The sequence below is a fragment of the Streptomyces sp. NPDC002018 genome (assembly GCF_042890865.1).
Classification (GTDB): domain Bacteria; phylum Actinomycetota; class Actinomycetes; order Streptomycetales; family Streptomycetaceae; genus Streptomyces.
In genome coordinates this window covers 203,448-227,087 of sequence record NZ_JBIASO010000011.1, presented here as the reverse complement: position 1 = coordinate 227,087, position 23,640 = coordinate 203,448, and the positions used below count along the sequence as shown (strand labels likewise).

Here is a 23,640-nt window from a genome sequence, read left to right as displayed (position 1 = left end):
GACCTCGTAACCGAACCACCGGCTGATGGCCGGCATCGGCCCCGCTCCGGGGTCCCGTTCTCTCCGGGGTTCCGTTCCGGCTCTCTCCGGTCCGGCGTGTCCCGGTGGGGGAGAATCGGTCCGTGACCCTGAAGATCGTGATCGACCCGGCCGCCGCGACCGCTCCGTACGAGCAGCTCCGTACCCAGATCTCGGCGCTGGCCCGCTCCGGCGTGCTGCCCGTGGGATACCGGCTCCCGACCGTACGGGGGCTCGCCGGGGAACTGGGACTGGCCGCCAACACCGTCGCCAAGGCCTATCGCGCGCTGGAGTCCGACGGGGTGATCGAGACGCGCGGCAGGAACGGCACCTTCGTCGCCGCCGCGGGTGACGCCGCCGAGCGCGAGGCCGCGAGCGCCGCGCTGGCGTACGCGGAGCGGGCGCGGCGCCTGGGACTGGACCGGGCGGCCGCGCTGGCCGCCGCCGAGGACGCGGTACGGGCCGTCTACCCGGAGTGATCCGCCCGGGGACCACCGCCCGGGGACCACCGCCCGGGGGGACCACCGCCCCGGGGGACCACCCGGCGGACCGCAGACCGCGAACCGCAGACCGTCGGCCGTCGGCCGTCCGTCGGGCCGTCAGAGATAGAGCCCCGCGTCGGAGCCCGCCTGCTGTGCCGGGACCGAGGCGGGCCCGCTGCCCCGGCGCAGCGCGTACAGCTCGGCGAGTGTCGCGCCCTCGCGGCCGACCGACGCCTCCCAGTCGCCGTCCTCCCTGCTGAGCCAGGACAGCGCCTCCGACCGGGTCAGCGAGCCGACCTCGATCCTGGCCAGACAGCGCCCCGGCCGGACCACGGCGGGGTGCAGCCGCTCCAGGTCCTCGTTGGTCGTCACCCCCACCAGAACGTTCCTGCCCTGTCCCAGCAGGCCGTCGGTGAGATTCAGCAGCCGTGACAGCGCCTGGCCCGCCGTGTGCTTGGCCTCGCCCCGGATCAGCTCGTCGCAGTCCTCCAGGAGCAGCAGCCGCCACCGGCCCTTGGCCGAGCCGTCGTCCTCGCCGATCGCGATGTCCATCAGATAGCCGACGTCGTTGAAGAGCCGCTCCGGGTCCAGTACGCAGTCGACCTGGCACCAGTCGCGCCAGGAGCGGGCCAGCGTGCGCAGCGCCGAGGTCTTGCCGGTGCCGGGCGGGCCGTGCAGCAGGAGCAGCCGGCCCGCGATGTCGTCCGGGGTCACCTTCATCAGCCGGTCCATCGCCTCCGCCACCGGCGCGGTGTAGTTGGGCCTGACCTCGTCCCAGGTGCCCGCGGCGATCTGCCGGGTGGTGCGGTGCGGACCGCGCCGGGGCGACACGTACCAGAAGCCCATCGTCACATTCTCGGGCTGCGGTTCCGGCTCGTCCTGCGCGCCGTCGGTGGCCTGCTGATGGATCTTCTCGGCGAGTTCCCGGCTGACGGCCGTGACGGTGACGTCCGCGCCCCGGTTCCAGCGGGAGACGAGCAGGGTCCACCCGTCGCCCTCGGCGAGCGTCGCGCTGCGGTCGTCGTCACGCGCCGAGCGCAGCACGGCGGCGCCGGGCGGCAGCAGAGTGACGCCCGACCTGACCCGGTCGATCGTCGAGCTGTGCGAGTACGGCTGCTCGCCCGTCGCGAAGCGGCCGAGGAACAGCGCGTCGACCACGTCCGACGGCGAGTCGCTGTCGTCGACGGTGAGCCGGATCGGCAGTGCGTCCTGAGGCTTGGCAGACATGCCGCCCATGATCCGGCACGGGGACGGCCGATGCACGGTGTTTTGACTCCGGCGGCGGGCCGCGCCGGATGTGCCGGGCCCGGTCCCGGCCGACGGTTCCCGTACGGCCAGGACGGCAGGGGGCAGTTGATCCGGTCGGGTCACGGCGGGCCGGCGGTGACCGTACGGCCCAGCGCGCCCGCCCGGCGGGCGCGGCGCACCAGGGCGTATCCCTTGGCCAGCATCCGGTCGGCGGCGCACGTACGGCCGACCGCCCGCCCCTCGGCCGACCGCCCGCCCCTCGGCCGACCGCCCGCCCCTCGGCCGACCGCCCGCCCCTCGGCCGGCCGCCCGAACTCCTCGGTCCCGGGGGTACGCCGTACGGTGACCCGCTCCGGCGCGTACGGGCCCCGGCCCCGGCGGCCCGGCGCGTCGCCCACCGCCACCGACCGGGCGAACCCCGCCGCGCGGACCGCGCGCCGTACCCGCCGGCTGGAGTAGCCGTACGGATGGGCGAACGAACCGGGCGCCGTGCCCAGCTCCTCGGCGGTGGTCTCCCGGCAGCGCCGGATCTCGTCGTCGAGCCGCAGGTCGCCCTCCGGCACGGCCCGGGTGAGCCGGATGCACAGCTCCGTCTCCGGACGCGTCCGTCTCCGCACAGCCCGGCGGACGCGTGTCGCCGGTCGCGGCCGATGCCCGTCGCGAGCCTTCCGGAGTCGCGTTCGGCCGGGCCGGGGGTGGGTCCGCTGCCGCTTCCGGAAACCCCGACGAAATGTTTTTGGCATGAACACTTCCAGTCAACTGGGGTGCCTGGTACGACAGTCGAGGCAGAAATCCTGCTTAGGAGAGGTCATATGAAACTGTCCCGTATCACGGCACTCTCGTCCTCGCTCCTCCTGGGCGCGGTGCTCGCTCTCACCGGAGCGGCCTCGGTCCAGGCCGCGGAGCCGGTCGCCGCGGTCGACTACGTGGCACTGGGGGACTCGTACTCCTCCGGCCTCGGAGCCGGCGGCTACGACAGCTCCAGCGGCAACTGCAAGCGCACCCCCAGGGCCTATCCGGCTCTCTGGGCGGCCGCGAACTCCCCCTCGACCTTCGCGTTCACCGCGTGTTCCGGAGCCCGTACGGGTGATGTGACCGCCGGTCAGCTCGGCCCGCTCACCACGGCCACCGATCTCGTCAGCATCAGCATCGGCGGCAACGACGCCGGATTCGCCGATGTGATGACGACCTGTGTCCTCCAGTCGGAGGCGACCTGCGTCAACCGCGTGGCGCAGGCGCGGAGTTTCGTCGACGGCACCCTGCCGGGAAACCTCGACTCGGTGTACTCGGCGATCAGAGCGAAGGCACCCTCGGCCCGGGTGGTCGTCCTGGGCTACCCGCGCTTCTACCAGCTCAACGGCAACTGCGTCGTGGGGCTGACCGAGAACGAGCGGGCCGCGATCAACGCCGCGGCCGACCATCTCAACCTGGTGACCTCCAAGCGGGCCGCCGACCACGGCTTCGCCTTCGCCGATGTCGCCGGAGCCTTCACCGGACATGAGATCTGCTCCGGTTCGGCCTGGCTGCACAGCGTCAACTGGCTGAACATCGGCGAGTCGTACCATCCGACCGCGGCCGGTCAGTCGGGCGGCTATTTGCCGGTCTTCGCCTCCGCCGCCTGACGCGTACGGGACCGGCGCCGGGTCCGGGACGCCTGCCCGGGACCTCCGGAGCCGCTGCCGGTCCCGCACTGGTCCCGTGCCGGTCCCGTGGCCGGTTGCGTGGTCGGTTGCATGGGGGCGGTAGTGGCGAACTGTCCAACTCGCCCTGAAATAAGATGGATCGAGCCATGGCTGTCAATCCCCGTACGAGTGTGGTTCCTCGCGAAGACGGGATACACGAGTGTCGGGAGGGGGCGATAGGGTTAACCTGCCCGGGTCGGGTGCCCTCGTCAGGGTGGGGAGTGAAATGAAGCAGATAACGGTACACAACAGGGCGCGAGTCCCTGCGATCACCTGCGGGAGCAGCGCGACCAGTTCGCGCCTCGACCGCCATCTCTCCGTGCTCGGCGGCCCCGCCGTCCCGCAGGGGGAGACGGCCGAGGCGACCCTGCTGATGCGCGAACTGACCTCGCGGGACGCCTCCGGGACACATACGAGGAGGAGTGCGCGGGTCTCGCTCTTCGCGCCGCTGCGACGGCTGCGCCGCTCGCTGTTCGGCAGCCGCCACTGACCCGGCCGGCGAGCCGGTCCCCGGGCGTCACCCGGCCCGGTGTTCCCGCCCCGGACCCTCCGGACCCTCCGACGGTCCTGAGCGCGCTCGGGCGGTCCTGTGTCCCCGGTGCGGTGCCGCTCTCCGCCCGTCCGTCGTCCCCACGGCCCGCGGCACCGCGTCGGCGGCCTCCCGAGCGCGGAACTCCCACCCGGTTCCCGCTCGACCGCCGCTCATGTCCGGCTCAAGCCCGCCTCGACCCCCGCCCGATCCCGTCGGTCCCCGCTCGATTCCGTCCAGATCGCCGCTCGTCCGTTCCGCGGCGGCCCCTCCGGTGTCCCCTCCCCGTCACCGGTCACGGCCCGCCGCCCCGGACCCGGTTCACTCCTGGCTCCTGGCGTACCGCCGTACGGCGAGCGGTACGAAGAGTATGAGCAACGCCGACGACCAGAGCACGGATCCGGCCACCGGATGTGCCACCGGCCAGGCGGCGTCCACGGCCGGTGCGGTACCGCCGCCGAGTTCGCGGACGGCCGCCGCGAGCGCGCTGATCGGGTTCCACTCGGCGACCGTGCGCAGCCAGTCCGGCATCCCGTCCGTCGGGATGTACGCGTTGGAGAGCAAGGGCAGGACGAAGGTCGCGGTGCCCAGTTGACCGGCCGCCTCCTCGTTGCGGATGAGCAGCCCGAGCCAGGTGCCGAGCCAGTTGGCCGCGAAGCGGAAGAGCAGCAGCAGCCCGAAGGCGCCCACCACCCCGGGGACCGAGCCCTCGATCCGCCAGCCCACCGCGAGCCCCACGAGCATCAGGGGCACCGTGGAGACCGCCGTCGTGAGCAGATCCGCCCCGGTCTGGCCGAGCGGTACGGCGAGCCTGCTCATCGGCATTGTCCTGAATCGGTCCATGATCCCGCGCTGGACGTCCTGCGCCGCCTGGAACATCCCGGTCATGATGCCGCCCGCGGCCGTCGAGGCGAGCAGACCGGGCACCAGGAAGTCGCGGTACTCCTCGCCGGGCACGGCCAGCGCGCTGCCGAAGACATAGCCGAAGAACAGCAGCATGGTGACGGGCATGCTCTGGGTGAGGACCACCACACCCGGCGCGTGTCTGATCCGCCGGAGATGACGTCCGAGGACGGCGCCGCTCTCGTATACGACCGTGCTCATGCGGCGTACTCCTTCCGGGGGGACGGTGCGCGGCCGGTCAGCCGCAGGAAGACCTCGTCGAGCGTCGGCGGCCGCAGACTCGCGTCGATCACCGGCACGCCCGCCGCGTCCAGTTCCCTGACGAGCCGGGGCAGGGTCAGCGCGGGGTCCGTCGTCACGGCTCCCGCGGTACGGCGCTCCCGGTCGAGCACCGGCTCCGCGCCGGTCAGCCGGTCGAGCACACCGGCCGCCGCGATCAGCGCCGTCTCGGCGGCCCCCGCCGTCCCCTCCTCGGCGAGCACCACCTCCGCGTACGAGCCGATCAGCGCCTTCAGCCCGGCCGGGGTGCCGCGGTGGGCGGCCCGGCCCCGGTCCATCAGCACGATGTCGTCGGCGAGTTGATCCGCCTCCTCCAGATACTGGGTGGTCAGCAGGACGGTGGTGCCCCGGGCGGCGAGTTCGCGTACGGCGGCCCAGATCCGGTTCCTGCTGTGCGGATCGAGCCCGGTGGTCGGCTCGTCCAGAAAGAGCACCCGGGGGCGGGTCAGCAGACCGGCGGCCAGGTCCAGCCGCCGTCGCATGCCGCCCGAGTAGGTCCGCACCACCCGGTCGGCGGCCTCCGTCAGCTCGAACCGCTCCAGCAGCTCATCGGCGCGGGCCCGGCCGGCGGCGCCCCTGATCCCGAGCAGTCGCGCGAAGAGCGCGAGATTCTCCCGGCCGGTCAACTCGCCGTCCACGGAGGCGTGCTGGCCGGTGACCCCGATCGCCCGGCGTACCGCGCCCGGATCGCGGAGCACATCGTGTCCGGCGACCCGGGCGGTGCCCGCGTCGGGCGCGATGAGGGTGGTCAGGATCCGTACGGCGGTGGTCTTGCCCGCCCCGTTCGGTCCGAGCACCCCGCAGACGGTGCCCTCGGCGACCGCGAGATCCAGCCCGCGCAGGGCGGGGACCCGGCCGGCGTCGAACCGCTTCTCCAGACCTTCACTAAGTACAGCGTACGTAGTTGTCATGGCGCCACCGTACCTCACTACGTACGACGTACGTAACTACGATGGGGGGCGAGGTGATGATCGATGGCGGGGCGACCTGCTGAACCCGAGGTGATCTGGGCCCGTCCCGAGCGCGCGGGGCGCGGCCCCCGGCCGGCCTACAGCCGCGCCGACATCGCGGCGGCGGCGGTCCGTATCGCCGACGCGGACGGCATCGACGCCGTCACCATGCGGCAGGTGGCCGGTGAGCTGGGCTGCGGCACCATGTCGCTCTACAACTATGTGCCGCGCAAGGAGGATCTCTACGAGCTGATGGTCGACGCGGTCGGCGCGGAGTACGAACTGCCCGAACGGCCGTCGGGCGACTGGCGCGCGGACCTCACCGATCTGGCGCACCAGGCACGGGCGATCATGCACCGCCATCCCTGGATGCCCCGGCTGATGTCGCCGGTCTACGGCTTCAGTCCGAACGCGATGCGCTATCTCGAATACAGCCTCGGCTGTCTGGACGGGCTCGATCTGTCCTACGGCGAGAAGATGGAGCTGGTGGCCATGGTCAACGGCGTGGTCACCACCTATGTCGCCAATGAACTCTCCACGGCCGAGCGCACCCGCTCGCTGCCCTGGTCCGAGGAGCGTGAACAGGCCGTCCGTATCGCCTATCTGGGGCGTGAGATCGCCTCGGGGCGCTATCCCCGGCTCGCGGCGGCCTTCACGGAGGACTCGGGCCCCATCGACCTGGACGCCGTCTTCGAACGGGCGCTCGGCCGGGTCCTGGACTCGTTCACCCGGCCGCCGGGCGGATGACGCCGAGACGGCGTTCCACCCGGCCGCCGGGCGGATCGCGCTGGGACTGGCGCCGAGACGGCGTTGAAGCGGCGCCGAGACGGCGTTGAGGCGGCGCCGAGACCGGGCCAGGACCGAGGGCGGGAGAGCGCCCCCGGGCCCCGGGCGGGCACCGCGCCCGGGAGGGGTGGGTCAGATCAGGGCGAACTGGCCTTCCGGGCCCTCCTCGTGGTGGTCCAGCACGGAGGCGGGCCGCCGGGCCGCCGCCGGGACCGGGAGGATGCCCGCGGCGCGCAGCTCCTCCCGGCCGATCTCCGGTCCTCCCCGCAACTCCTCCTGGCGCGGCCGGAGTTCCGCGAGGAGCGCCAGGACCGTGATCAGCTCCAGCAGTTCGGACGTCCACTCCTGGGGCCAGACCGCCGGGCGGACCGCCTCCAGGGTGCCGGGGCCGGCGGGCGCGGTACGGCGCTCGAACCACAGCTCCAGCACCCGTACGCCGCCCACCGCGAAGTCCCAGGCCCCGGCCGGTACGGGGGAGATCCGGCCCGTACCGAGATGGAGCACCTCGTCCTGCGGGTCGTGGCTCAGCGTCTCCGGCCGGCCGGGGACCGCGGCGCGCACATAGGGGCGCCGGCCGCCGGGCAGCCGGGGCCGTTCACCGCCGCGCGCCCCCCGGAGCTGGACCTCGGTCATCCGCCGTCCCAGCTCGGTCCCGGCGGCCCACACGGCGGGATCGGCGGTCAGCGGCACCGCGCAGCCCTCGGGGGAGGGGACGGCGGCGGCCACGGCCCAGGCCAGCAGCTCCTCGGCGGTGACCTCGTGGCCGTGACGTGCCGAGAGCAGGGCGAGCAGCCCGGGGGTGACATTGGGCTCGGCGCCGCCGGGGCGGCGGTAGAGCGGCCGGATACGCCCCGGCCGGCCCGCCGGTGACCGCCCGTCCGGGAGCAGCGCGCTCACCAGCAGCGCGGGACCCCCGGCCTGGGGCACGTACCCCTGCTCCACGGCGAAGAGCTGCCGCCCGTCGGCGACCCGCCACAGCTCGGGGCGTGCCGCGTCGATCAGCCGGTGGTCCGGGATCAGCCACTGCTCGTCGAACGGCCCGTGCAGCACCCGGCGCGGCGCCGGACAGCGCCCCGACTCCCGTACGAACCGGCCCGTGCCGGTGGCTCCGCCCGGCAGCGCGGCGACCGCGCTGTGCGGGGTACGGGCCCGGCTCGGCCCGAACAGCCTCTCGCGCTCCGCGCCCCCGGCCGCCACGAGCCGGTCCCAGCGGGCGGTGAGGGACGGCCGGTCCGGGGCCAGGATCCAGTCCCTGCCGAGCCGCAGCGGAGCCGTCGACCACGGCAGGAGATCCCCCAGCAGCGGGCTCCCGTCCGTCGTTCCGGACCGCGTCGCCGTCATGCGGACCGCCCCTCCCGTCGGTCTGTGCGCTCCCGGGCGTGCCGTGAACGTCCCGCCGGGCCACGGCGCCCGGCACACGCCCTCGGCGGCATCGTATCCGCCGCCGCTCCGGGCCCGGCCGGCCGCCGGTTCGTCCTCAGTCCCCGTCCCGCCCCGCCGGAGGTTCACCCGTGAGGTCCGTCTCCACCGTCACCGAGAACGAGAAGCGGTCGCCCCGGTAACGGATACGGGCCACATCGACGACCCGGCCCCGGTCGTCGTAGGTCACCCCCGTGTAGTGCAGGATCGGGCTGAGCAGCGGCACCCGGAGCAGCTCCGCCGTCGCCGGGTCCGCGAGCCTGGCCTCGACGGTGTCGGTGATCCGGCTGATCCGTACGCCCAGGGTGTCGCGCAGCACCTTGGTCATCGGCCAGCGCTCCAGATCGGTCGCGTCGAGCCCCGCCGCGATCTCCGGACGGACCGCGTTCTCGGCCCAGTTGACCGGCTCACCGCTCTCGCCGTCGCAGCGCAGCCGCCGGTAGGTGACCACCTCGTCCAGCCCGGGGAAGTACTCGGCGAGTTCGCCGGGCACCGGCGCCGGACCGTGGCCGAGCACCGTGGTGCGCTCGCCCGACTGCTGCGCCACGATCGCGTCGATCGAGCCGAGCAGCCGGCGCGGGGCGCCGCGCCGCGCGCCCGGCTCGATGAAGGTGCCGCGCCTGCGGTGTCTGCTGATCAGGCCCTCCTCCTCCAGCTCCTTGAGGGCCTGACGCATCGTCAGCACGCTGACGCCGTAGTGGGCGGCGAGCTGCTCCTCGGTGGGCAGCCGGAGCGGGTCGTGCGGACGGCGGCCCAGTATCGAGGCGCGCAGGGACTGCGAGACCTGATACCACAGCGGCAGCTTGCGGTTCAGGACCAGCGAGTCGGGGGCGAAGGCGGTCACCGGCTGCTCCACACCTGTGCGTCTCGTGGCAGGGCCCGGCGGTCAGGGCCTGAAGTGGCGCTCAAGACCCTGCCACACCTGGTCGTAACCGCGCTGGAGATGGGCCGCCCCCGCCGCCTGCGCGGTCGCCGTCACCGGCCAGCGGGTCTCGAACATGAAGGCGAGGCCGTCATCGATCTTCTGCGGCCGCAGCTCGGCGGCGCTGGCCCGCTCGAAGGTCTCCCGGTCGGGTCCGTGCGCCGACATCATGTTGTGCAGCGAGCCGCCGCCGGGCACGAAGCCCCCCTCGCCGGCCGTCTTCGCGTCGTACGCGCCCTGGATGAGGCCCATGTACTCGCTCATCACATTGCGGTGGAAGTACGGCGGCCGGAAGGTGTCCTCGCCGACCAGCCAGCGCGGCGCGAAGACCACGAAGTCGACGCCGGCCAGCCCCGGGGTGTCGGACGGAGAGGTGAGCACCGTGAAGATCGACGGGTCGGGGTGGTCGTAGCTGATGGAGCCGATGACATTGAACCGGCGCAGATCGTAGACGTACGGCACATGGTTGCCGTGCCAGGCGACCACATCCAGCGGCGAGTGGTCGTAGGTGGCGGCCCAGAGGTTTCCGCAGAACTTGTTGATCACCTGGGTCGGCCGCTCGATGTCCTCGTAGGCGGCGACCGGGGCCAGGAAGTCACGGGCGTTGGCCAGCCCGTTGGCACCGATCGGGCCGAGGTCGGGGAGGACGAAGGGACGGCCGTGGTTCTCGCAGACATAGCCGCGCGCCGTCTCGTCCAGCAGCTCGACCCGGAAGCGGATGCCGCGCGGGATCAGCGCCACCTCGCCGGGACGGGCGGCGAGCAGCCCCAGTTCCGTACGGATCAGCAGTCCGCCGTGCTCGGGGACGATCAGCAGCTCGCCGTCCGCGTCGCTGAACACCCGGTCGGTCATGGAGGTGTCGGCGTGGTAGAGGTGCACGGCCATGCCGGTGCGCCGGGCCGCGTCCCCGTTGCCGCCCAGCGTCCAGAGACCGGCCAGGAAGTCCGTGCCGGGGGCCGGGTCCGGCAGCGGATTCCAGCGCAGCCGGTTGGGATCGGGGACGGTCTCGGTGAACGGGGCGCCCCTGAACGAGCCGTTGTCGATACGGACGAACGGCGGGTGCGCGGCCGACGGACGGATGCGGTACAGCCAGGACCGCCGGTTGTGCGCGCGCGGCTCGGTGAAGGCGCTGCCGCTGAGCTGCTCGGCGTAGAGACCGAGCGGCGCCCGCTGCGGCGCGTTGCGGCCGAGCGGCAGGGCGCCGGGGACGGCCTCCGAGGTGTGCTCATTGCCGAAGCCGGGGGAGTGGGCCAGGTCCTCGGCCGTCTTCCGTGCCCGCTCGATGCCGTTCATCGTCCGCATCCGCTCCCTGCTCACGTCACGCCGCTCACGCCGTACCAGGCAATCCTATGGACCACCGTAGGATTGCGGTGGCGGCACGTCAACGGGCCACGCGGCATCATGGGGTCCGTGTCGTATGAGCGCAGGGACGCGCAGCCCGGTGGCCCCGCCGGAGCCGCACCCGCCGGAGCCGTACCCGCCGCCGACGGACCGCCGGGCGACGGGCCGAACGCCGATGGACCGTACGCCGATGGGCCACCGGCCAACGGGCCGTACGCCGACGGGCCACCGGGCGACGGGCCATACGCCGACGGGCCATCGGGCGACGGAGCACCGGCCGACGGGGCCCGGGGCGAGGGACTGCGCAGGGTTCCCGTGCAGCAGCGCAGCACGGAGCGGCTCGCCCGGATCCTCGACGCCTGCGCCGAACTCCTCGACGAGACCGGGTACGAACAGCTCTCCACCCGGGCCGTCGCCACCCGCGCGGGCGTGCCCATCGGCTCCGTCTACCGGTTCTTCGACAACAAACGCGCCCTGGCCGACGCCCTCGCCCGGCGCAATCTGGACCGCTACGCCGCGCGGGTCACCGAGCGGCTCGCACCGCTCGACGCGCGGGACTGGCGGGGCGCGATCGATGCCGTACTGGACGAGTACCTCGCCATGAGACGCACGGTGCCCGGCTTCGCGCTCGTCGACTTCGGCGCCCAACTCCCCCTGGGGACACGGGTCGTGACCCGGGATCCGACCGCGGACCCCGCCGATCCGGAGTCCGACCCCGGTCTGCGGGTCGTGGGCCGGCTCACCGGACTGCTCGCCGGCCATCTCGGCCGCACCCCCACCCCGGCGCTGCACCGTACGGTCCTGGTCGCCGTCGAGGCCACCGACGCCCTGCTCCAACTCGCCTTCCGTACCGACCCGGCCGGTGACCCCGCCATCGTGGCCGAGACCCGGGAACTGCTCCGCGCCTATCTCGCCAGGACGCTCGACTGAGGCCGTGCGGCCGTGAGGGCGTGAGGGCGGACCTGCCCCTGACCCTGCCTCTGTCCGCGCGGTCGGTAGGCTCAACCGTGCCCGCGCCGGGCGGTGGCCGCGGCCGCCGCACGCTCCGGATCCATCCCGACGCCCCCGCCGCGCTCGGGCCGGAGGACGGCGGGTCCGTCCGTATCACCGTCGACGGAGCAACGCTGGAGGCGCCCGTGGAGATCATGGACACGGCCGTCGGGTCCGGGATCGTGAGCCGTCCGCACGGCCGGGGCCATGACCGTCCCGCCGGGCCCCCGCCGTGACCCGGGGTTCCGCGCCCGGCGGCAGGGGCTGGCTGCTGCGTCTGGTCGTCGCGTTCGCCTTCGCGCAGGGCGCGGTGTCCATGGCGCGTCCCGCGGTCTCCTACCGGGCACTGTCCATGGGCGCGGACGAACGCGCGATCGGTGTGATCACCGCCGTCTACGCGCTGCTTCCGCTCTTCGCCGCCGTACCGCTGGGCCGCAGGACCGACCAGGGGCGGTGCGCCCCGCTGCTGGTGGCCGGGGTGGTCCTCATCTCGGCCGGCTGCGCCCTCAGCGGTACGGCGGGCTCGCTCACCGCCCTGGGCGTCTGGAGCGCGGTGATGGGCCTCGGCCATCTCTGCTTCGTCATCGGCGCCCAGTCGATCGTCGCCCGGCGCAGCGCCCCGGCCCAACAGGACCGCGACTTCGGCCACTTCACCATCGGCGCCTCCCTGGGACAGCTCGCGGGGCCGGTGGCCGCCGGGCTGCTGGTCTCCGGACAGGGGGACGAGATGGCCCGTACGAGCGCCCTCGCCCTGCTCGCCTCGGCCGCGGCGGCCGCGGTCGCCCTCACCTCGCTCCGGCGGATCGAGTCCCGTACCGCTTCCGGACGCCCGCCGAGCCGGCGCCCGGCCAAGGTGCCCGTCGGCCGCATACTGCGGACCCGGGGTGTGCCCGCGGGCATCTTCGTCAGCATGGCCGTGCTCTCCGCGACCGATGTCCTCACCGCCTATCTGCCGGTGATCGGTGAACGGCGGGGGATCGCGCCCGCCACGATCGGTCTGCTGCTCAGCCTGCGCGCCGCCGCCGCCATCGCCTGCCGGCTGGTGCTGCCCCCGATGCTGCGGCTGCTCGGCCGTACGGTCCTGCTCACCGTCACCTGTCTGCTCGGCGGACTGCTCTGCGCGGGTATCGCCCTGCCCGTACCGGTGTGGGGGCTGGCCCTGATACTGGGCGCGCTCGGGTTCTGTCTCGGCGTCGGCCAGCCGCTGTCGATGACGACGGTCGTACGGGCCGCCCCCGACGAGGCCCGCTCCACCGCCCTGGCGCTGCGGCTCACCGGCAACCGCCTCGGGCAGGTCGCCGCGCCCGCCTCCGCGGGTCTGGTGGCGGGGGTCGCGGGGACGGCCGCGCCCTTCGTGCTGCTCGGCGCGCTGCTGCTGGCGGCGGCCGGGCTGGGCCTTTCCGCCGGCCCCGGACGCACCGGGGAACGCCCGCCGCGACGGCGGCCGACGTCCGCGCCGGAGCCGTGGACCGTCAGGCGCGGGAGGTAGGGGCCCGTCCCCGGGGCCCCGGTCCCCGCCCGGTGGAAACCGGTTGCCGGACCGGTTTTTCGCGACGCCGCTCAGGATGCCCGTTCCGTACCCCTGTTCCCGAACCTTGGCAAGAGTCATTCCCTGACCGCGCGTAGTCGGCTAACTTCAGGCGTCGCAGCCGCTCCACCTCTTCCTCCCGGGCGGAACCATCATGACTCGCGCCATCTCTCTGCACAGCGTCAGCAAGGTGTACGGCAGGTCCACCCGCGCCGTCGACCGCTTCTCGCTCGACATCTCCCCCGGTGAGTTCGTGGTGCTGCTCGGCCCCTCGGGCTGCGGCAAGTCCACCGTGCTCCGGATGATCGCGGGACTGGAGGACATCACGGAGGGCGATCTTCTGCTCGACGGCGAGTACTCCAACCTCATGCCGACCCGGGAACGCGGTATGGCGATGGTCTTCCAGAACTTCGCGCTCTACCCGAACATGACCAACCGCGACAACATCGGCTTTCCGCTCCGGCTGGAGAACCCGCGCGCGGACACCACCCAGCGGGTCCAGGCCACCGCCAGGATGCTCGGGATCGAGAGTGTGCTCGACCGCTATCCGAGCCAGCTCTCCGGCGGCGAGCGCCAGCGCGTCGCGATGGGCCGCGCCATCTCCCGGCGGCCCTCCGCCTTTCTGATGGACGAGCCGCTCTCCAATCTGGACGCGAAGCTGCGCAGCCGTCTGCGCGCCGAGATAGCCCAGCTCACCGCCGAACTGGGCGTCACCACCGTCTATGTGACACATGATCAGGCCGAGGCGATGTCGCTCGGCGACCGGGTGGCGGTGATGCGGGGCGGAGTGCTCCAGCAGGTCAGCGCGCCCCGTCAGGTGTACGCCCTGCCGGAGAACGTCTTCGTCGCCGCGTTCATCGGCACCCCGCGGATCAATCTGCTCCAGGCCGTGGTGTACGCGCCGCTCGACGGGCGGATCTCCCTCGACCTCGGCAGACAGCGGCTTCCGCTGCCCGAACCCCTCAGCTCCGACCATCAGTTGCTCCGGATCCAGCAGGGCCGGCAGATCATCGTGGGGCTGCGGTCCGAGGCGGCCCGTATCGCCGCCCCCAGCCAGGCCCGCTCCGGCGAGGTGGCGCTGAGCGGCATCGTCGAACACATGGAGTACCAGGGGCACGAGGCGCTGGTGCATCTCAGCATCGGCTCCCGGCCCGCCGCGGTGACCGATCTCGAATCGCCCCGGCCCCGGCCCAGGTCCGAGCCGCGCCGGCGCAGGAACGGCGGACGCGGACCGGGCGTGCTGGAACGGCTCAGGGGGAGGCGCGCGGCCGGCCGGACCGACGGTCCGGTCGGGGTCCTGGACGAGCCGGCGGAACCGGCCCCCGCCGGGTACGGCCCGGACCGTCCGGCCATCGCCGCGAGCGATCTCGTCGTCCGCACCGGCCCCGACATGAGACTGCGTACGGGAGCGCAGGTGCCGCTCCTGGTCGATCTCGCGCATCTGTATGTCTTCGACGACTCCGGCCGCCGCATCTGCCCCGCGCCGAGAAGCCTGCCGGGCCTGGACGCCTAGGCTCTGTCCGGTACGTCTGCGTTCGGCGGCCCGCCCGCTCCAAGAGGTCAGCTCGCCCCGAGATGAGTATGCTCATCGGATTTTACGCTGAAATGGATTGATTGTGTACTACTCTGCATGAATCGGGTCGGGCCGGACATCGGACCGGACAGTGGGCCCGGAACACACCGTTTCTCCCAGGACCGTGCATTCTCGCAGGCAATTTCAGCAACGAAATCCAGGCCTTGAGGCGCAGACCATGGAACGACTCCGGCGGATGAAGGCGAAATACGTTCTCGCCAATCGGGAACGGCTGATCGAAGCTGCCGCCGCCACCCGCTCGCGCATACCGAGGGGTTCGACGGCTCAGCAGTCGCCTCTGGTGACCCTGCTGTGGCGGGCTCCCCAGGTGCTGCCGGTGGCTGTGCTGTGCGCGGTGACGGTGACCGGTTTCCTCGTTCCCCCGGAGATTCATCTGGCCTCGCTCCTCGTGGCCGTCCCCGCGCTGACCGCCGGACTCGTGGATCCGGCGGTCACCGGCGTCATCACCGCGTTCGCCTGTGTGGCCGCGGTCAGTCTGGACATCCGGGACGGCCTGCTCAACTCGGCGATCCTGCCGATCCATGTGATCGATCTGCTCGTGGTGTGCGGACTCGTCCTGCTCTTCTGGTACCTCAGAGGCCTGGACACCAAGGCCTTCAACCAGGTCAGATCCGTCTCCGACACGGTCCAGCGCGCCGTACTGCGCCCTCTTCCCCGCCGGATCGGGCGGCTGCGGATCGCGTCCGTGTACCGCTCAGCGGCGGCCCAGGCGCAGATCGGGGGCGATCTGTACGCGGCGGCACAGATCCCGGGCGCGGTCCGGCTCATCATCGGGGACGTACGGGGCCACGGGCTCCCCGCGGTCGACGACGCCACGACGGTGCTGGGCGCGTTCCGGGAGGCCGCGCACCGGGCCGCCACCCTGCCGGAACTGGTCGCCTCCCTCGAAGGCAGCGTCCGCAGGCATTTCCACGAGGTCAGTGCGGCCGACCGCGACAGCGGTGAACGGTTCATCACCGTTCTGGTGGTGGAGGTGCCCGACGACGCTCACGTGGTACGGATGATCAGCTGCGGTCACCCGCCGCCCCTGCGGTCCCAGGGCGGGCCCGCGGAGGCACTGCGCTCGATGCAGCCCGCGCCGCCGCTGGGCCTGGCGGGCGCGGAGGAGGAGTACCAGCTCGATGTCTTCCGGCTGGAGCCCGGGGAGACCCTGCTCCTCCACACCGACGGGCTGCTCGAAGCCCGTGACGCCACCGGCACGTTCTACCCGGCGTCCGAGCGCGTCGCCGATCTGAGCTGGGGCGAACCCGACCAGCTCCTGGAACTGCTGATGAAGGACCTGCTCGACCATGTGGGCGGCCGGTTGCAGGACGACGTGGCGCTCGTCGCGATGGAACGCCTGCGGGAGCTGAAGGCGCCGTCGAAGAGCTGACCACGCCGGCCACTGACCACGCCGTCCACTGACCACGCCGGTCACCGAGCGCGCCGGTCGCGGCGCCCCGTCCCCGTCCCCGTCAGCTCCTCTCCTCTTCGAACGGCTTGAGCGGCTCGACCGGCTCGACCGGCCTGGGCGTGTCAGACGGTTCGGCGGTCTCCGGCGGTGCCGTACCGGAGTCGCCGCGCGCGACCACGGCGCCACGGCGCGGGCGGGAGCGCGACACCGCCACCCCGGCGAGACACAGCGCACCGCCCGCCAGGGTGAACAGACCCGGGACCTCGTCCAGGAACAGCCAGGACATCAGCACGACCAGCGCGGGCACCGCGTACGTGGTCGCGCCCATCCGCCCCGCCGTCGTACGGGCCAGTGCGTACGCCCAGGTCGTGAACGCCAGCGCGGTCGGGAACACGCCCAGATAGACCATGTTGAGCGTGGCCGGCAGCGGGGCGCGCGCGGCCTCCTGGACGAGCTGCCCCGCGAACGGCAGACAGGCCACCGTGCCGACCAGACAGCCGAAGGTGGTCGCCTGGAGCGCGCTCGCCCGCTCCAGCGCCGGCTTCTGCGCCACCACCCCGGCGGCGTACACCACCGCGGCCAGCAGACAGAGCAGCACCCCGAGCACCGAGGTACGGCCCTCGCCCGACATCGAGAGCCCCACGACGACCGCGCCCGCGAACGACACCCCCATCCCCGCCGCCAGCCGTGGCGGCAGCGTCTCACCGAGCAGCCGGGCCCCCAGCAGGGCCATGAGGACGGGGCCTATGTTCACGATCATCGCGGCCGTGCCCGCGTCGACCTCCTGCTCGCCCCAGTTGAGCGCCACCATGTAGCCGCCGAACCAGAGCACACCCGAGACGGCGATGCCGGGCCAGGCCGCCCGGGGCGGAAGCCCCTCGCGCCGTACGAGACAGACCACGCCGAGGACGAGCACGCCGGAGAGCAGCCGGCCGAGGGCCAGCGCCCCGGGCGAGTAGGCGGTGCCCGCGCTGCGGATCGAGACGAAGGCCGAGGCCCAGAGCACGACCGTCACCCCGGCCGCGGCCAGGGGCAGCCAGGCGGCGCGGGAGGGGCGTGCGGAGTCCGCCGGGTCCGTCGTACGGCGTGGGTGTGAGTGCGTCATACGGGGAAGGTACGCGCCCGGCGGTGCGGCCCTCCGTACGGGCCGCGGCCCGTGCCCCGCCCGCACGCGGCCCGGCCCTCCCGGTCTTCTGAGTACCGCCTGAGTAGGGGCACGGATGTGACCCCCGCCACGGGCGCCGATGCTGGCCCCCATGACCGAGACACCCGTCAAACAGCAGAACACCGCGGCCTTCTACGGACAGGCCGTCCTCTCCTTCGCCCTGGCGCTGGCGGCCGTGACCGTCGGTGTCGTCAAACTGGAGGCAGACGCCTGGGTGCGCGCCTTCCTCGGTATCGCGGTCCTCTATCTGACGACCTCGACCTTCACGCTGGCCAAGGTGGTCAGGGACCGCCAGGAGGCCGGTCAGATCATCAGCCGGGTGGATCAGGCCCGGCTGGAGAAGATCCTCGCCGAGCACGATCCGTTCCAGAAGCTCTAAGCGCTTGCTCACCTCGGGGTATGGTGTTCGTCCTGCCGAGTGGAAGGCCGAACGGATGGCCGAGCGAGGGGAAGGTGTGAGCGATGCGTACGGCGGAACAGGCGGCGGACGGCGAGAGCGCTCCGTGGGGTGAGGTCGAGCCGGAGGCGGCCAGAAGGCTGCTGGTCGCCGCCGTCGAGGCGTTCGCCGAGCGCGGGTACCACGCCACCACCACCCGCGATATCGCGAGCCGCGCGGGGATGAGCCCGGCGGCGCTCTACATCCACTACAAGACCAAGGAAGAACTGCTCCACCGGATCAGCAGGATCGGGCACGACAAGGCGCTGGAGATCCTGACGGCGGCGGCCGACGGCGGGGGCACGGCGGCGGAGCGGCTCGCCGAGGCCGTACGGGCCTTCGTCCGCTGGCACGCGGAGCGGCACACCACGGCCCGGGTGGTGCAGTACGAGCTGGACGCGCTCGGCCCCGAGCACCGTACGGAGATCGTCGGACTGCGGCGGCGCAGCGACGCGGCCGTACGGCGCATCCTGGGCGACGGGGTACGGGACGGGGAGTTCGACGTCCCCGATGTGCCGGGCACCACGCTCGCGGTGCTGTCGCTCTGTATCGATGTGGCGCGCTGGTTCAACGCGGCGGGCCGCCGCACACCCGACGAGGTCGGCGCGCTCTACGCCGACCTCGTGCTGCGTATGGTCTCCGCGCGGAAGTAGCGCGGAAGTAGCGGGGGGCCTGTGCGTGCCGCCGGCCGGAAGAGGCGCCGACGGGTAGAGGCACCGGCGGGAAGAGGCTCGGCCGGACGGGGCTCGGCCGGACGGGGCGCCGGTCAGGGCGCCGGTCAGAAGTAGTAACGGGAGACGGCCTCGGCCACACAGGCCGGCTTCTCGCCGCCCTCGCGCTCGACCGTGACCAGGGTGGTGATCTGCACACCGCCGCCCGCCTCCACGACCTCCGTGAGCACGGCCGACGCGCGCAGCCGCGAGCCGACGGGCACCGGGGAGGGGAAACGGACCTTGTTGGTCCCGTAGTTGATGCCCATCGTCGCGTTGTCGACCCGGACGATCTGCGGTACGAACAGGGGCAGCAGCGACAGCGTCAGATAGCCGTGCGCGATCGTCGTGCCGAACGGACCCGAGGCCGCCCGCTCCGGATCGACATGGATCCACTGGTGGTCACCGGTGGCCTCGGCGAACAGGTCGATCCGCTTCTGGTCGATCTCCAGCCAGTCGCTGTGGCCGAGTTGCTCACCGGCCCCGGCGAGCAGTTCCTCGGCGGAGGTGAAGATCCTCGGCTCAGCCATGTCCCTGTTCCCTGCCTCTCGAAGCCGTCACGGCGTGTGTTCTGTGGCGTGTCCCGTGGCGCGTCCTGTCCAAGCGCTTGCTCAGCTTGCTGCGCACGGGTGCTCCTGTCAACGCGGACACCACGTGAGGACAGTAGGGTTCGAGGGGTGCCGCAGATTCCCGAGACGATCCATGAGCTGACCGTCGGACAGCTCTCCGCACGCAGTGGCGCCGCCGTGTCGGCGCTCCACTTCTACGAGGCCAAAGGCCTGATCAGCAGCCGCAGGACGAGCGGGAACCAACGCCGCTACAGCCGCGACGCGCTGCGCCGGGTGGCCTTCGTGCGCGCCGCCCAGCGGGTGGGCATCCCGCTCGCCACGATCAGGGACGCCCTCGCCGAACTCCCCGAGGAGCGCACGCCGAACCACGACGACTGGGCGCGGCTCTCCCGGGCCTGGCGCTCGGAGCTGGATGTGCGCATCCAGCAGCTCGGCAGGCTGCGTGACCATCTCACGGAGTGCATCGGCTGCGGCTGCCTGTCCCTGGAGACCTGCGTCCTGTCCAACCCGGACGATGTCTTCGGCGACCGCATGACGGGATCGAGTCTGCTGCCGGAGCGCCTGGTCCCCGCCGGACGGGACACCGCCGCCCCGGACACCGGCGAGACCGCCCCGGACAGCGCCGGGACCGCCGCCACCGAGGCCGGCGCCTGACGCGTCCCCCGTGGAGCGGACCGCCTGGACAGGCGCAGACCCAGACCACTCAGACCCAGACTGCTCAGACCATGACCACTCAGCGTCAGACTCAGACCCGGCAGACCCAGACCGGAGCCGGAGCACCGAGACCCGTAGGCGGAGCCGGAGACCCGGGGGCGGAGACAGGGCGGGGGCGCACCGTCTCGGAGCCCGCCCCCGCGGTTCTCATGCCACCGACGCGAGTTCCTTGAGCCGTACGCGCTTCGCCCGGTCCAGTGCCTCGGGTGTCAGTACCGGCTGCGGTACGACGATGCCACAGCTCCGGCAGACCGGCCCGGACCACGGCTCGTTGGACAGATCGGGCCGCCAGACGATGCCGGGCTCCGCGCAGACCGGACAGGCCGTGCCGGGCTCCGACTCCAGCCCCGAGATCAGCCGCCGCAGCACCTCGGCCAGCGACTCGGAGGGATGCACCGCCGGATCGTCGCAGCGGACGACTCCGTTGCCGCCCCAGGTCCGCCGGTGCCAGTCGTCGAAGGTCCCGGGCCGCCTCAGCCCGTCGTGCTTCTCCCGCTTGCGCCGTTCCGCGAACTCTCCTTCGTACGCGAGCCAGATGGCCCGCGCCTCCTCCAATTCGTCCAGGGCGGCCATCAGCCGCGCCGGATCGGGTGACCTGTCCTCGGGTTCGATGCTGTGCCGTGCGCACAGATGATCCCAGGTCGCCCGGTGTCCATAAGGGGCAAACCGTTCAAGGCACTTGCGCAGTGAATACCGTCGCAAGGCCAGATCGCACCGCGGATCACGCACCTGTCTCGCGAGACTCCGGAATCCGGCCATCGCATGCCACCTCCGTCGCTACTTCGGCGTTGAGGAATGGACGTACGCCTGCCCCGTTTGGCTCCATCAAATTCCGGATCGCTTCAATATCGCGGACATCCTGGCTGATTTCGAGCCGAATTCGAGGGTGATTCATGGGTGGGTCACAGGAAGTGAGGTGTGGTGATACGGAAAAGGTGACTGATGTTCACCTTACTGAGGGGTCATACCATCGGTAACCTCCGGCGCACCGGACTCCCGAGGAGCATCCATGCGACGACGCACCGGAAGACTCTCGCCCGCCACCGCCGCCGCGGTGTTCGCGCTCGGCGCGGCTCTGCTGATCCCGCCGGAGCGGGCCTCCGCCGAAGCCGCCCGCGCACCCGCCGCCGACCCCGTCGCCGACCACTGCCTGAGCCAGTGCGACGACATCCTGCCGCCGGGGCAGAACGGCAACGCCACCCTCGCCGACATCCTCGCGCACCAGGTGCTCGGCACCCGCCCCGCGCACAGCTCCGACCAACTCGCCCGCTACGACGCGCTGGTGGCGGGTCAGAGCGGGCTCACCGACGAGAAGCTCACCGACTTCTTCAACGACGCCTCCTTCGGTGTGCCCGCCGGTCAGGTCGAGTCGGTCACCACCCCGCGTCCGGATGTCACGATCACGCGTGACAGGCGCACCGGCGTTCCGCACATCAAGGGCACCACCCGCTACGGCACCGAGTTCGGCGCCGGCTACGCCGCGGGCCAGGACCGGCTCTGGATGATGGACCTGTTCCGGCACATCGGCCGCGGCGAACTGACCTCCTTCGCGGGCGGCGCGCTCGCCAACCAGGGGCTGGAGCAGCAGTTCTGGCCCTCGGCCCCGTACACGGAAGCCGACTACCAGGCCCAGGTCGAGCGGATCAGGACCACCGAGGGCGAGCGCGGCGAGCTGGCCATGGCCGACGCCCAGGCGTATGTCGACGGCATCAACGCCTACCGTCAGAAGGCCAAGGACGGACGTTACTTCCCCGGCGAGTACGTCCTCACCGGCAAGGTCGACGCGATCACCAACGTGGGCGAGATCCAGCCGTTCAGGATCACCGACCTGATCTCCATCGCGTCGGTGGTCGGCGGCCAGTTCGGCGGCGGCGGGGGCGGCGAGGTGCAGGCCGCCCTCTCGCTCCTGGCCGCGCAGCAGAAGTACGGCGTGGCCGAGGGCACCCGGGTCTGGGAGTCCTTCCGCCAGCGCGACGACCCCGAGGCCGTGCTCACCATCCATGACGGCACCCGCTTCCCCTACGCGCGCAAGCCCGCGCAGCCGCGCGGCACCGCCCTGCCCGACGCGGGCTCCGTCCAGGCCGAGCAACTCGTGTACGACAGGACGGGATCGGCCGCCACCGGCGCCAGGGCCCCCGTCCGGGCCCCGGCGGAACTCAGGCCGGCCCAGGGGATCTTCGACGACGGTGTGATCCCGGAGGGCTCGCTCTCCGCCAGGCGTGGCATGTCCAACGCCCTGCTGGTCTCCGGGGAGCACACCGCGAGCGGCAACCCGGTGGCCGTCTTCGGTCCGCAGACCGGCTATTTCGCGCCACAGCTCATGATGCTCCAGGAGCTTCAGGGCCCCGGCATCAGCGCCCGCGGCGTCGCCTTCGCCGGCGTCGGGATGTATGTCCAGATGGGGCGCGGCCAGGACTACGCCTGGAGCGCCACCTCCTCGGGCCAGGACATCACCGACGTCTACGCCGTCGAGCTGTGCGAGCCCGACGGATCGGCTCCCACCACGGCGTCCGCCCACTATCTCCACCGCTCGGTCTGCACCCCGATGGAGAAGATGGAGCGCGTCAACTCCTGGAAGCCGAGCGTCGCCGACTCCACCGCCGCGGGCTCCTACCGGCTCCAGGTCTGGCGTACCGCGTACGGCATGGTCACCCATCGCGCGACCATCGGCGGCAAGCCCGTGGCGTACACCTCGCTGCGCACCACCTACCGCCACGAGGCCGACTCGATCATCGGCTTCCAGATGCTCAACGACCCCTCGTACACCAAGGACGCCGCGTCCTTCCAGCGGGCGGCCTCGAACATCGACTACGCCTTCAACTGGTTCTACGCGGACTCCCGCACCGCCGCCTACTTCAACAGCGGGATGAACCCGGTGCGGGCGGCCGGCGTCGATCCCGCGCTGCCCGTCCTGGCCGAGCAGGCGTACGAGTGGCAGGACTACGACCCGGCGGTCAACACCGCCGCGTACACCCCCTTCGCCGAGCACCCGCGGTCCGTCGGCCAGGACTACTACATCTCCTGGAACAACCGGCAGGCCAAGGAGTACGACGCGGCCGGGTTCGGCTTCGGCGCGGTGCACCGGGGCGATCTGCTCGACGACCGGGTCAGGGAGCTGGTCGCGGACGGCGGGGTCACCCGTGCCTCCCTCACCCGGGCGATGGCCGAGGCCGCGGTGACCGATCTGCGCGGTGAGCAGGTGCTGCCCGAGCTGCTGCGCGTCCTGCGCTCGGCGCCCGTCACCGATCCGGCGCTGAACACCGCCGTACAGCGGCTGGAGGCCTGGCGGACCGCGGGGGCGCAGCGCAAGGAGACCGCGCCCGGCTCGCACACCTACGGTCACTCCGCCGCCGTACGGATCATGGACGCCTGGTGGCCCCTGCTGGTCGAGGCGCAGTTCAGGCCCGCGCTCGGCGACCCGCTCTACCAGGCGCTGACCGCCTCGCTCTCGATCGACGAGTCCCCGGCGTCCAGCCATGGGCCGACGGGCGCGCACAGCGGCTCCGCGTTCCAGTACGGCTGGTGGGGATATGTCGACAAGGATCTCCGGCAGGTGCTCGGTGATCCGGTACAGGCCCCCACGGCGGCCACCTACTGCGGCGACGGCGGGCTGAGCGCCTGCCGGGAGACCCTGCTCACCACGCTGAGGGCGGCCGTGGCGGCCCCCGCCGGCACGGTCTACCCCGGGGACGAGAGCTGTTCGGCCGGGGACCAGTGGTGCACGGACGCGATCATCCACCGGGCGCTGGGCGGTATCACCCATCCCGCGGTCAACTGGCAGAACCGGCCGACCTATCAGCAGGTGGTGGAGTTCCCGTCCCACCGCTGACGGAGTGATCTCCGGGCGCCTGCCCGCGCTGCCCCGCGCCGGGCCGGGCCGTGACCGACGGTCCGGCCCGGCGCAGGGCCGCCGGGCCCCGGCGGGCGCCGGTGTGCGCTCCCGACGGCCGCTCGGCGGCAGAGTCCGGTGTCCGGTAGTCCG

Annotated in this window: 22 protein-coding genes and 1 pseudogene; 13 read left to right on the top strand and 10 right to left on the bottom strand. The window is 72.4% G+C overall.

The genetic code is table 11. From position 1 onward, the window contains the following. Nucleotides 1-122 precede the first annotated feature (122 nt). Nucleotides 123-497, top strand: coding sequence for a GntR family transcriptional regulator (locus ACFYYH_RS20385; RefSeq protein ID WP_388552687.1), 375 nt, complete (start codon nucleotides 123-125; stop codon nucleotides 495-497). 120 nt (nucleotides 498-617) lie between these two features. Here the strand turns inward: ACFYYH_RS20385 and ACFYYH_RS20380 are convergent, their stop codons facing one another. Then, nucleotides 618-1,727, bottom strand: a complete 1,110-nt coding sequence (locus tag ACFYYH_RS20380; RefSeq protein WP_388552685.1) for a DUF5925 domain-containing protein — start codon at nucleotides 1,725-1,727, stop codon at nucleotides 618-620. Nucleotides 1,728-1,867: 140 nt separating this feature from the next. Further along, nucleotides 1,868-2,299: pseudogene (locus ACFYYH_RS20375) on the bottom strand (hypothetical protein); the annotation flags it as partial. A 261-nt stretch (nucleotides 2,300-2,560) separates the two neighbouring features. Between ACFYYH_RS20375 and ACFYYH_RS20370 the strand changes: the two are divergent. Together ACFYYH_RS20370 and ACFYYH_RS20365 are read left to right on the top strand one after the other, a co-directional pair. After that, nucleotides 2,561-3,370, top strand: coding sequence for an SGNH/GDSL hydrolase family protein (locus tag ACFYYH_RS20370; RefSeq protein WP_388552682.1), 810 nt, complete (start codon nucleotides 2,561-2,563; stop codon nucleotides 3,368-3,370). A gap of 286 nt (nucleotides 3,371-3,656) precedes the next feature. After that, nucleotides 3,657-3,920, top strand: a complete 264-nt coding sequence (locus ACFYYH_RS20365) for a hypothetical protein (RefSeq protein WP_388552679.1) — start codon at nucleotides 3,657-3,659, stop codon at nucleotides 3,918-3,920. 360 nt (nucleotides 3,921-4,280) lie between these two features. Here the strand turns inward: ACFYYH_RS20365 and ACFYYH_RS20360 are convergent, their stop codons facing one another. Both ACFYYH_RS20360 and ACFYYH_RS20355 read right to left on the bottom strand, forming a co-directional pair. Continuing rightward, complete coding sequence (locus tag ACFYYH_RS20360) at nucleotides 4,281-5,063, bottom strand: ABC transporter permease (RefSeq protein ID WP_388552676.1); 783 nt, start codon at nucleotides 5,061-5,063, stop codon at nucleotides 4,281-4,283. Continuing rightward, a complete protein-coding gene (locus ACFYYH_RS20355; RefSeq protein ID WP_388552673.1) occupies nucleotides 5,060-6,052 on the bottom strand; it encodes an ATP-binding cassette domain-containing protein in 993 nt (330 codons plus the stop codon). Before ACFYYH_RS20355 ends, ACFYYH_RS20360 begins: the two co-directional genes overlap by 4 nt. A 63-nt stretch (nucleotides 6,053-6,115) precedes the next feature. Here ACFYYH_RS20355 and ACFYYH_RS20350 point away from each other — a divergent pair, with 63 nt between their 5' ends. Beyond that, on the top strand, nucleotides 6,116-6,838 hold the full coding sequence (locus ACFYYH_RS20350) for a TetR/AcrR family transcriptional regulator (RefSeq protein WP_388552670.1): 723 nt from the start codon (nucleotides 6,116-6,118) through the stop codon (nucleotides 6,836-6,838). 171 nt (nucleotides 6,839-7,009) lie between these two features. Here ACFYYH_RS20350 and ACFYYH_RS20345 read toward each other — a convergent pair whose 3' ends face one another. The 3 genes from ACFYYH_RS20345 to hmgA all read right to left on the bottom strand — a co-directional run bounded on the left by ACFYYH_RS20345 (nucleotide 7,010) and on the right by hmgA (nucleotide 10,511). Continuing rightward, the gene (locus tag ACFYYH_RS20345; RefSeq protein WP_388552666.1) at nucleotides 7,010-8,218 is read right to left on the bottom strand and encodes a type ISP restriction/modification enzyme; all 1,209 of its coding nucleotides are present in this window, start codon (nucleotides 8,216-8,218) and stop codon (nucleotides 7,010-7,012) included. Nucleotides 8,219-8,354: 136 nt separating this feature from the next. Beyond that, on the bottom strand, nucleotides 8,355-9,140 hold the full coding sequence (locus ACFYYH_RS20340; protein ID WP_388552663.1) for a GntR family transcriptional regulator: 786 nt from the start codon (nucleotides 9,138-9,140) through the stop codon (nucleotides 8,355-8,357). Between the two features lie 42 nt (nucleotides 9,141-9,182). Further along, nucleotides 9,183-10,511 (bottom strand): homogentisate 1,2-dioxygenase, encoded by a 1,329-nt coding sequence (gene hmgA, locus ACFYYH_RS20335; protein WP_388552867.1) that lies wholly within the window; start codon nucleotides 10,509-10,511, stop codon nucleotides 9,183-9,185. 348 nt (nucleotides 10,512-10,859) lie between these two features. Here hmgA and ACFYYH_RS20330 point away from each other — a divergent pair, with 348 nt between their 5' ends. The 5 genes from ACFYYH_RS20330 to ACFYYH_RS20310 all read left to right on the top strand — a co-directional run bounded on the left by ACFYYH_RS20330 (nucleotide 10,860) and on the right by ACFYYH_RS20310 (nucleotide 16,043). Beyond that, entirely contained in the window at nucleotides 10,860-11,489 is a 630-nt protein-coding gene (locus ACFYYH_RS20330) for a TetR family transcriptional regulator (protein WP_388552864.1), read from the top strand. A 77-nt stretch (nucleotides 11,490-11,566) separates the two neighbouring features. Then, the gene (locus ACFYYH_RS20325; RefSeq protein ID WP_388552660.1) at nucleotides 11,567-11,785 is read left to right on the top strand and encodes a hypothetical protein; all 219 of its coding nucleotides are present in this window, start codon (nucleotides 11,567-11,569) and stop codon (nucleotides 11,783-11,785) included. Next, nucleotides 11,782-13,038, top strand: coding sequence for an MFS transporter (locus tag ACFYYH_RS20320; protein WP_388552657.1), 1,257 nt, complete (start codon nucleotides 11,782-11,784; stop codon nucleotides 13,036-13,038). Before ACFYYH_RS20325 ends, ACFYYH_RS20320 begins: the two co-directional genes overlap by 4 nt. A 193-nt stretch (nucleotides 13,039-13,231) precedes the next feature. Then, nucleotides 13,232-14,590 (top strand): ABC transporter ATP-binding protein, encoded by a 1,359-nt coding sequence (locus ACFYYH_RS20315; RefSeq protein ID WP_388552655.1) that lies wholly within the window; start codon nucleotides 13,232-13,234, stop codon nucleotides 14,588-14,590. Nucleotides 14,591-14,828: 238 nt separating this feature from the next. Then, complete coding sequence (locus tag ACFYYH_RS20310; RefSeq protein ID WP_388552653.1) at nucleotides 14,829-16,043, top strand: PP2C family protein-serine/threonine phosphatase; 1,215 nt, start codon at nucleotides 14,829-14,831, stop codon at nucleotides 16,041-16,043. A gap of 82 nt (nucleotides 16,044-16,125) precedes the next feature. On the opposite strand, the gene ACFYYH_RS20305 is transcribed toward ACFYYH_RS20310, so the two are convergent. Next, nucleotides 16,126-17,169, bottom strand: a complete 1,044-nt coding sequence (locus tag ACFYYH_RS20305; RefSeq protein WP_388552650.1) for a DMT family transporter — start codon at nucleotides 17,167-17,169, stop codon at nucleotides 16,126-16,128. A 151-nt stretch (nucleotides 17,170-17,320) separates the two neighbouring features. Between ACFYYH_RS20305 and ACFYYH_RS20300 the strand changes: the two genes are divergently transcribed. Beyond that, nucleotides 17,321-17,608: a YiaA/YiaB family inner membrane protein gene (locus ACFYYH_RS20300; RefSeq protein ID WP_388552647.1), complete on the top strand. Its 288-nt coding sequence runs from the start codon at nucleotides 17,321-17,323 to the stop codon at nucleotides 17,606-17,608. Between the two features lie 83 nt (nucleotides 17,609-17,691). After that, nucleotides 17,692-18,318, top strand: a complete 627-nt coding sequence (locus ACFYYH_RS20295; RefSeq protein ID WP_388552644.1) for a TetR/AcrR family transcriptional regulator — start codon at nucleotides 17,692-17,694, stop codon at nucleotides 18,316-18,318. Between the two features lie 125 nt (nucleotides 18,319-18,443). Here ACFYYH_RS20295 and ACFYYH_RS20290 read toward each other — a convergent pair whose 3' ends face one another. Next, complete coding sequence (locus tag ACFYYH_RS20290; RefSeq protein WP_388552641.1) at nucleotides 18,444-18,905, bottom strand: MaoC family dehydratase; 462 nt, start codon at nucleotides 18,903-18,905, stop codon at nucleotides 18,444-18,446. Nucleotides 18,906-19,052: 147 nt separating this feature from the next. Between ACFYYH_RS20290 and soxR the strand changes: the two genes are divergently transcribed. Further along, complete coding sequence (soxR, locus tag ACFYYH_RS20285; RefSeq protein WP_388552638.1) at nucleotides 19,053-19,598, top strand: redox-sensitive transcriptional activator SoxR; 546 nt, start codon at nucleotides 19,053-19,055, stop codon at nucleotides 19,596-19,598. A gap of 207 nt (nucleotides 19,599-19,805) precedes the next feature. Here the strand turns inward: soxR and ACFYYH_RS20280 are convergent, their stop codons facing one another. Beyond that, nucleotides 19,806-20,417 carry a hypothetical protein gene (locus ACFYYH_RS20280; protein ID WP_388552635.1) on the bottom strand — a complete coding sequence of 204 codons (612 nt, stop codon included), beginning with the start codon at nucleotides 20,415-20,417 and terminating at the stop codon, nucleotides 19,806-19,808. 250 nt (nucleotides 20,418-20,667) lie between these two features. Here ACFYYH_RS20280 and ACFYYH_RS20275 point away from each other — a divergent pair, with 250 nt between their 5' ends. Further along, nucleotides 20,668-23,487, top strand: a complete 2,820-nt coding sequence (locus tag ACFYYH_RS20275) for a penicillin acylase family protein (RefSeq protein ID WP_388552633.1) — start codon at nucleotides 20,668-20,670, stop codon at nucleotides 23,485-23,487. The last annotated feature ends 153 nt before the right edge of the window (nucleotides 23,488-23,640 follow it).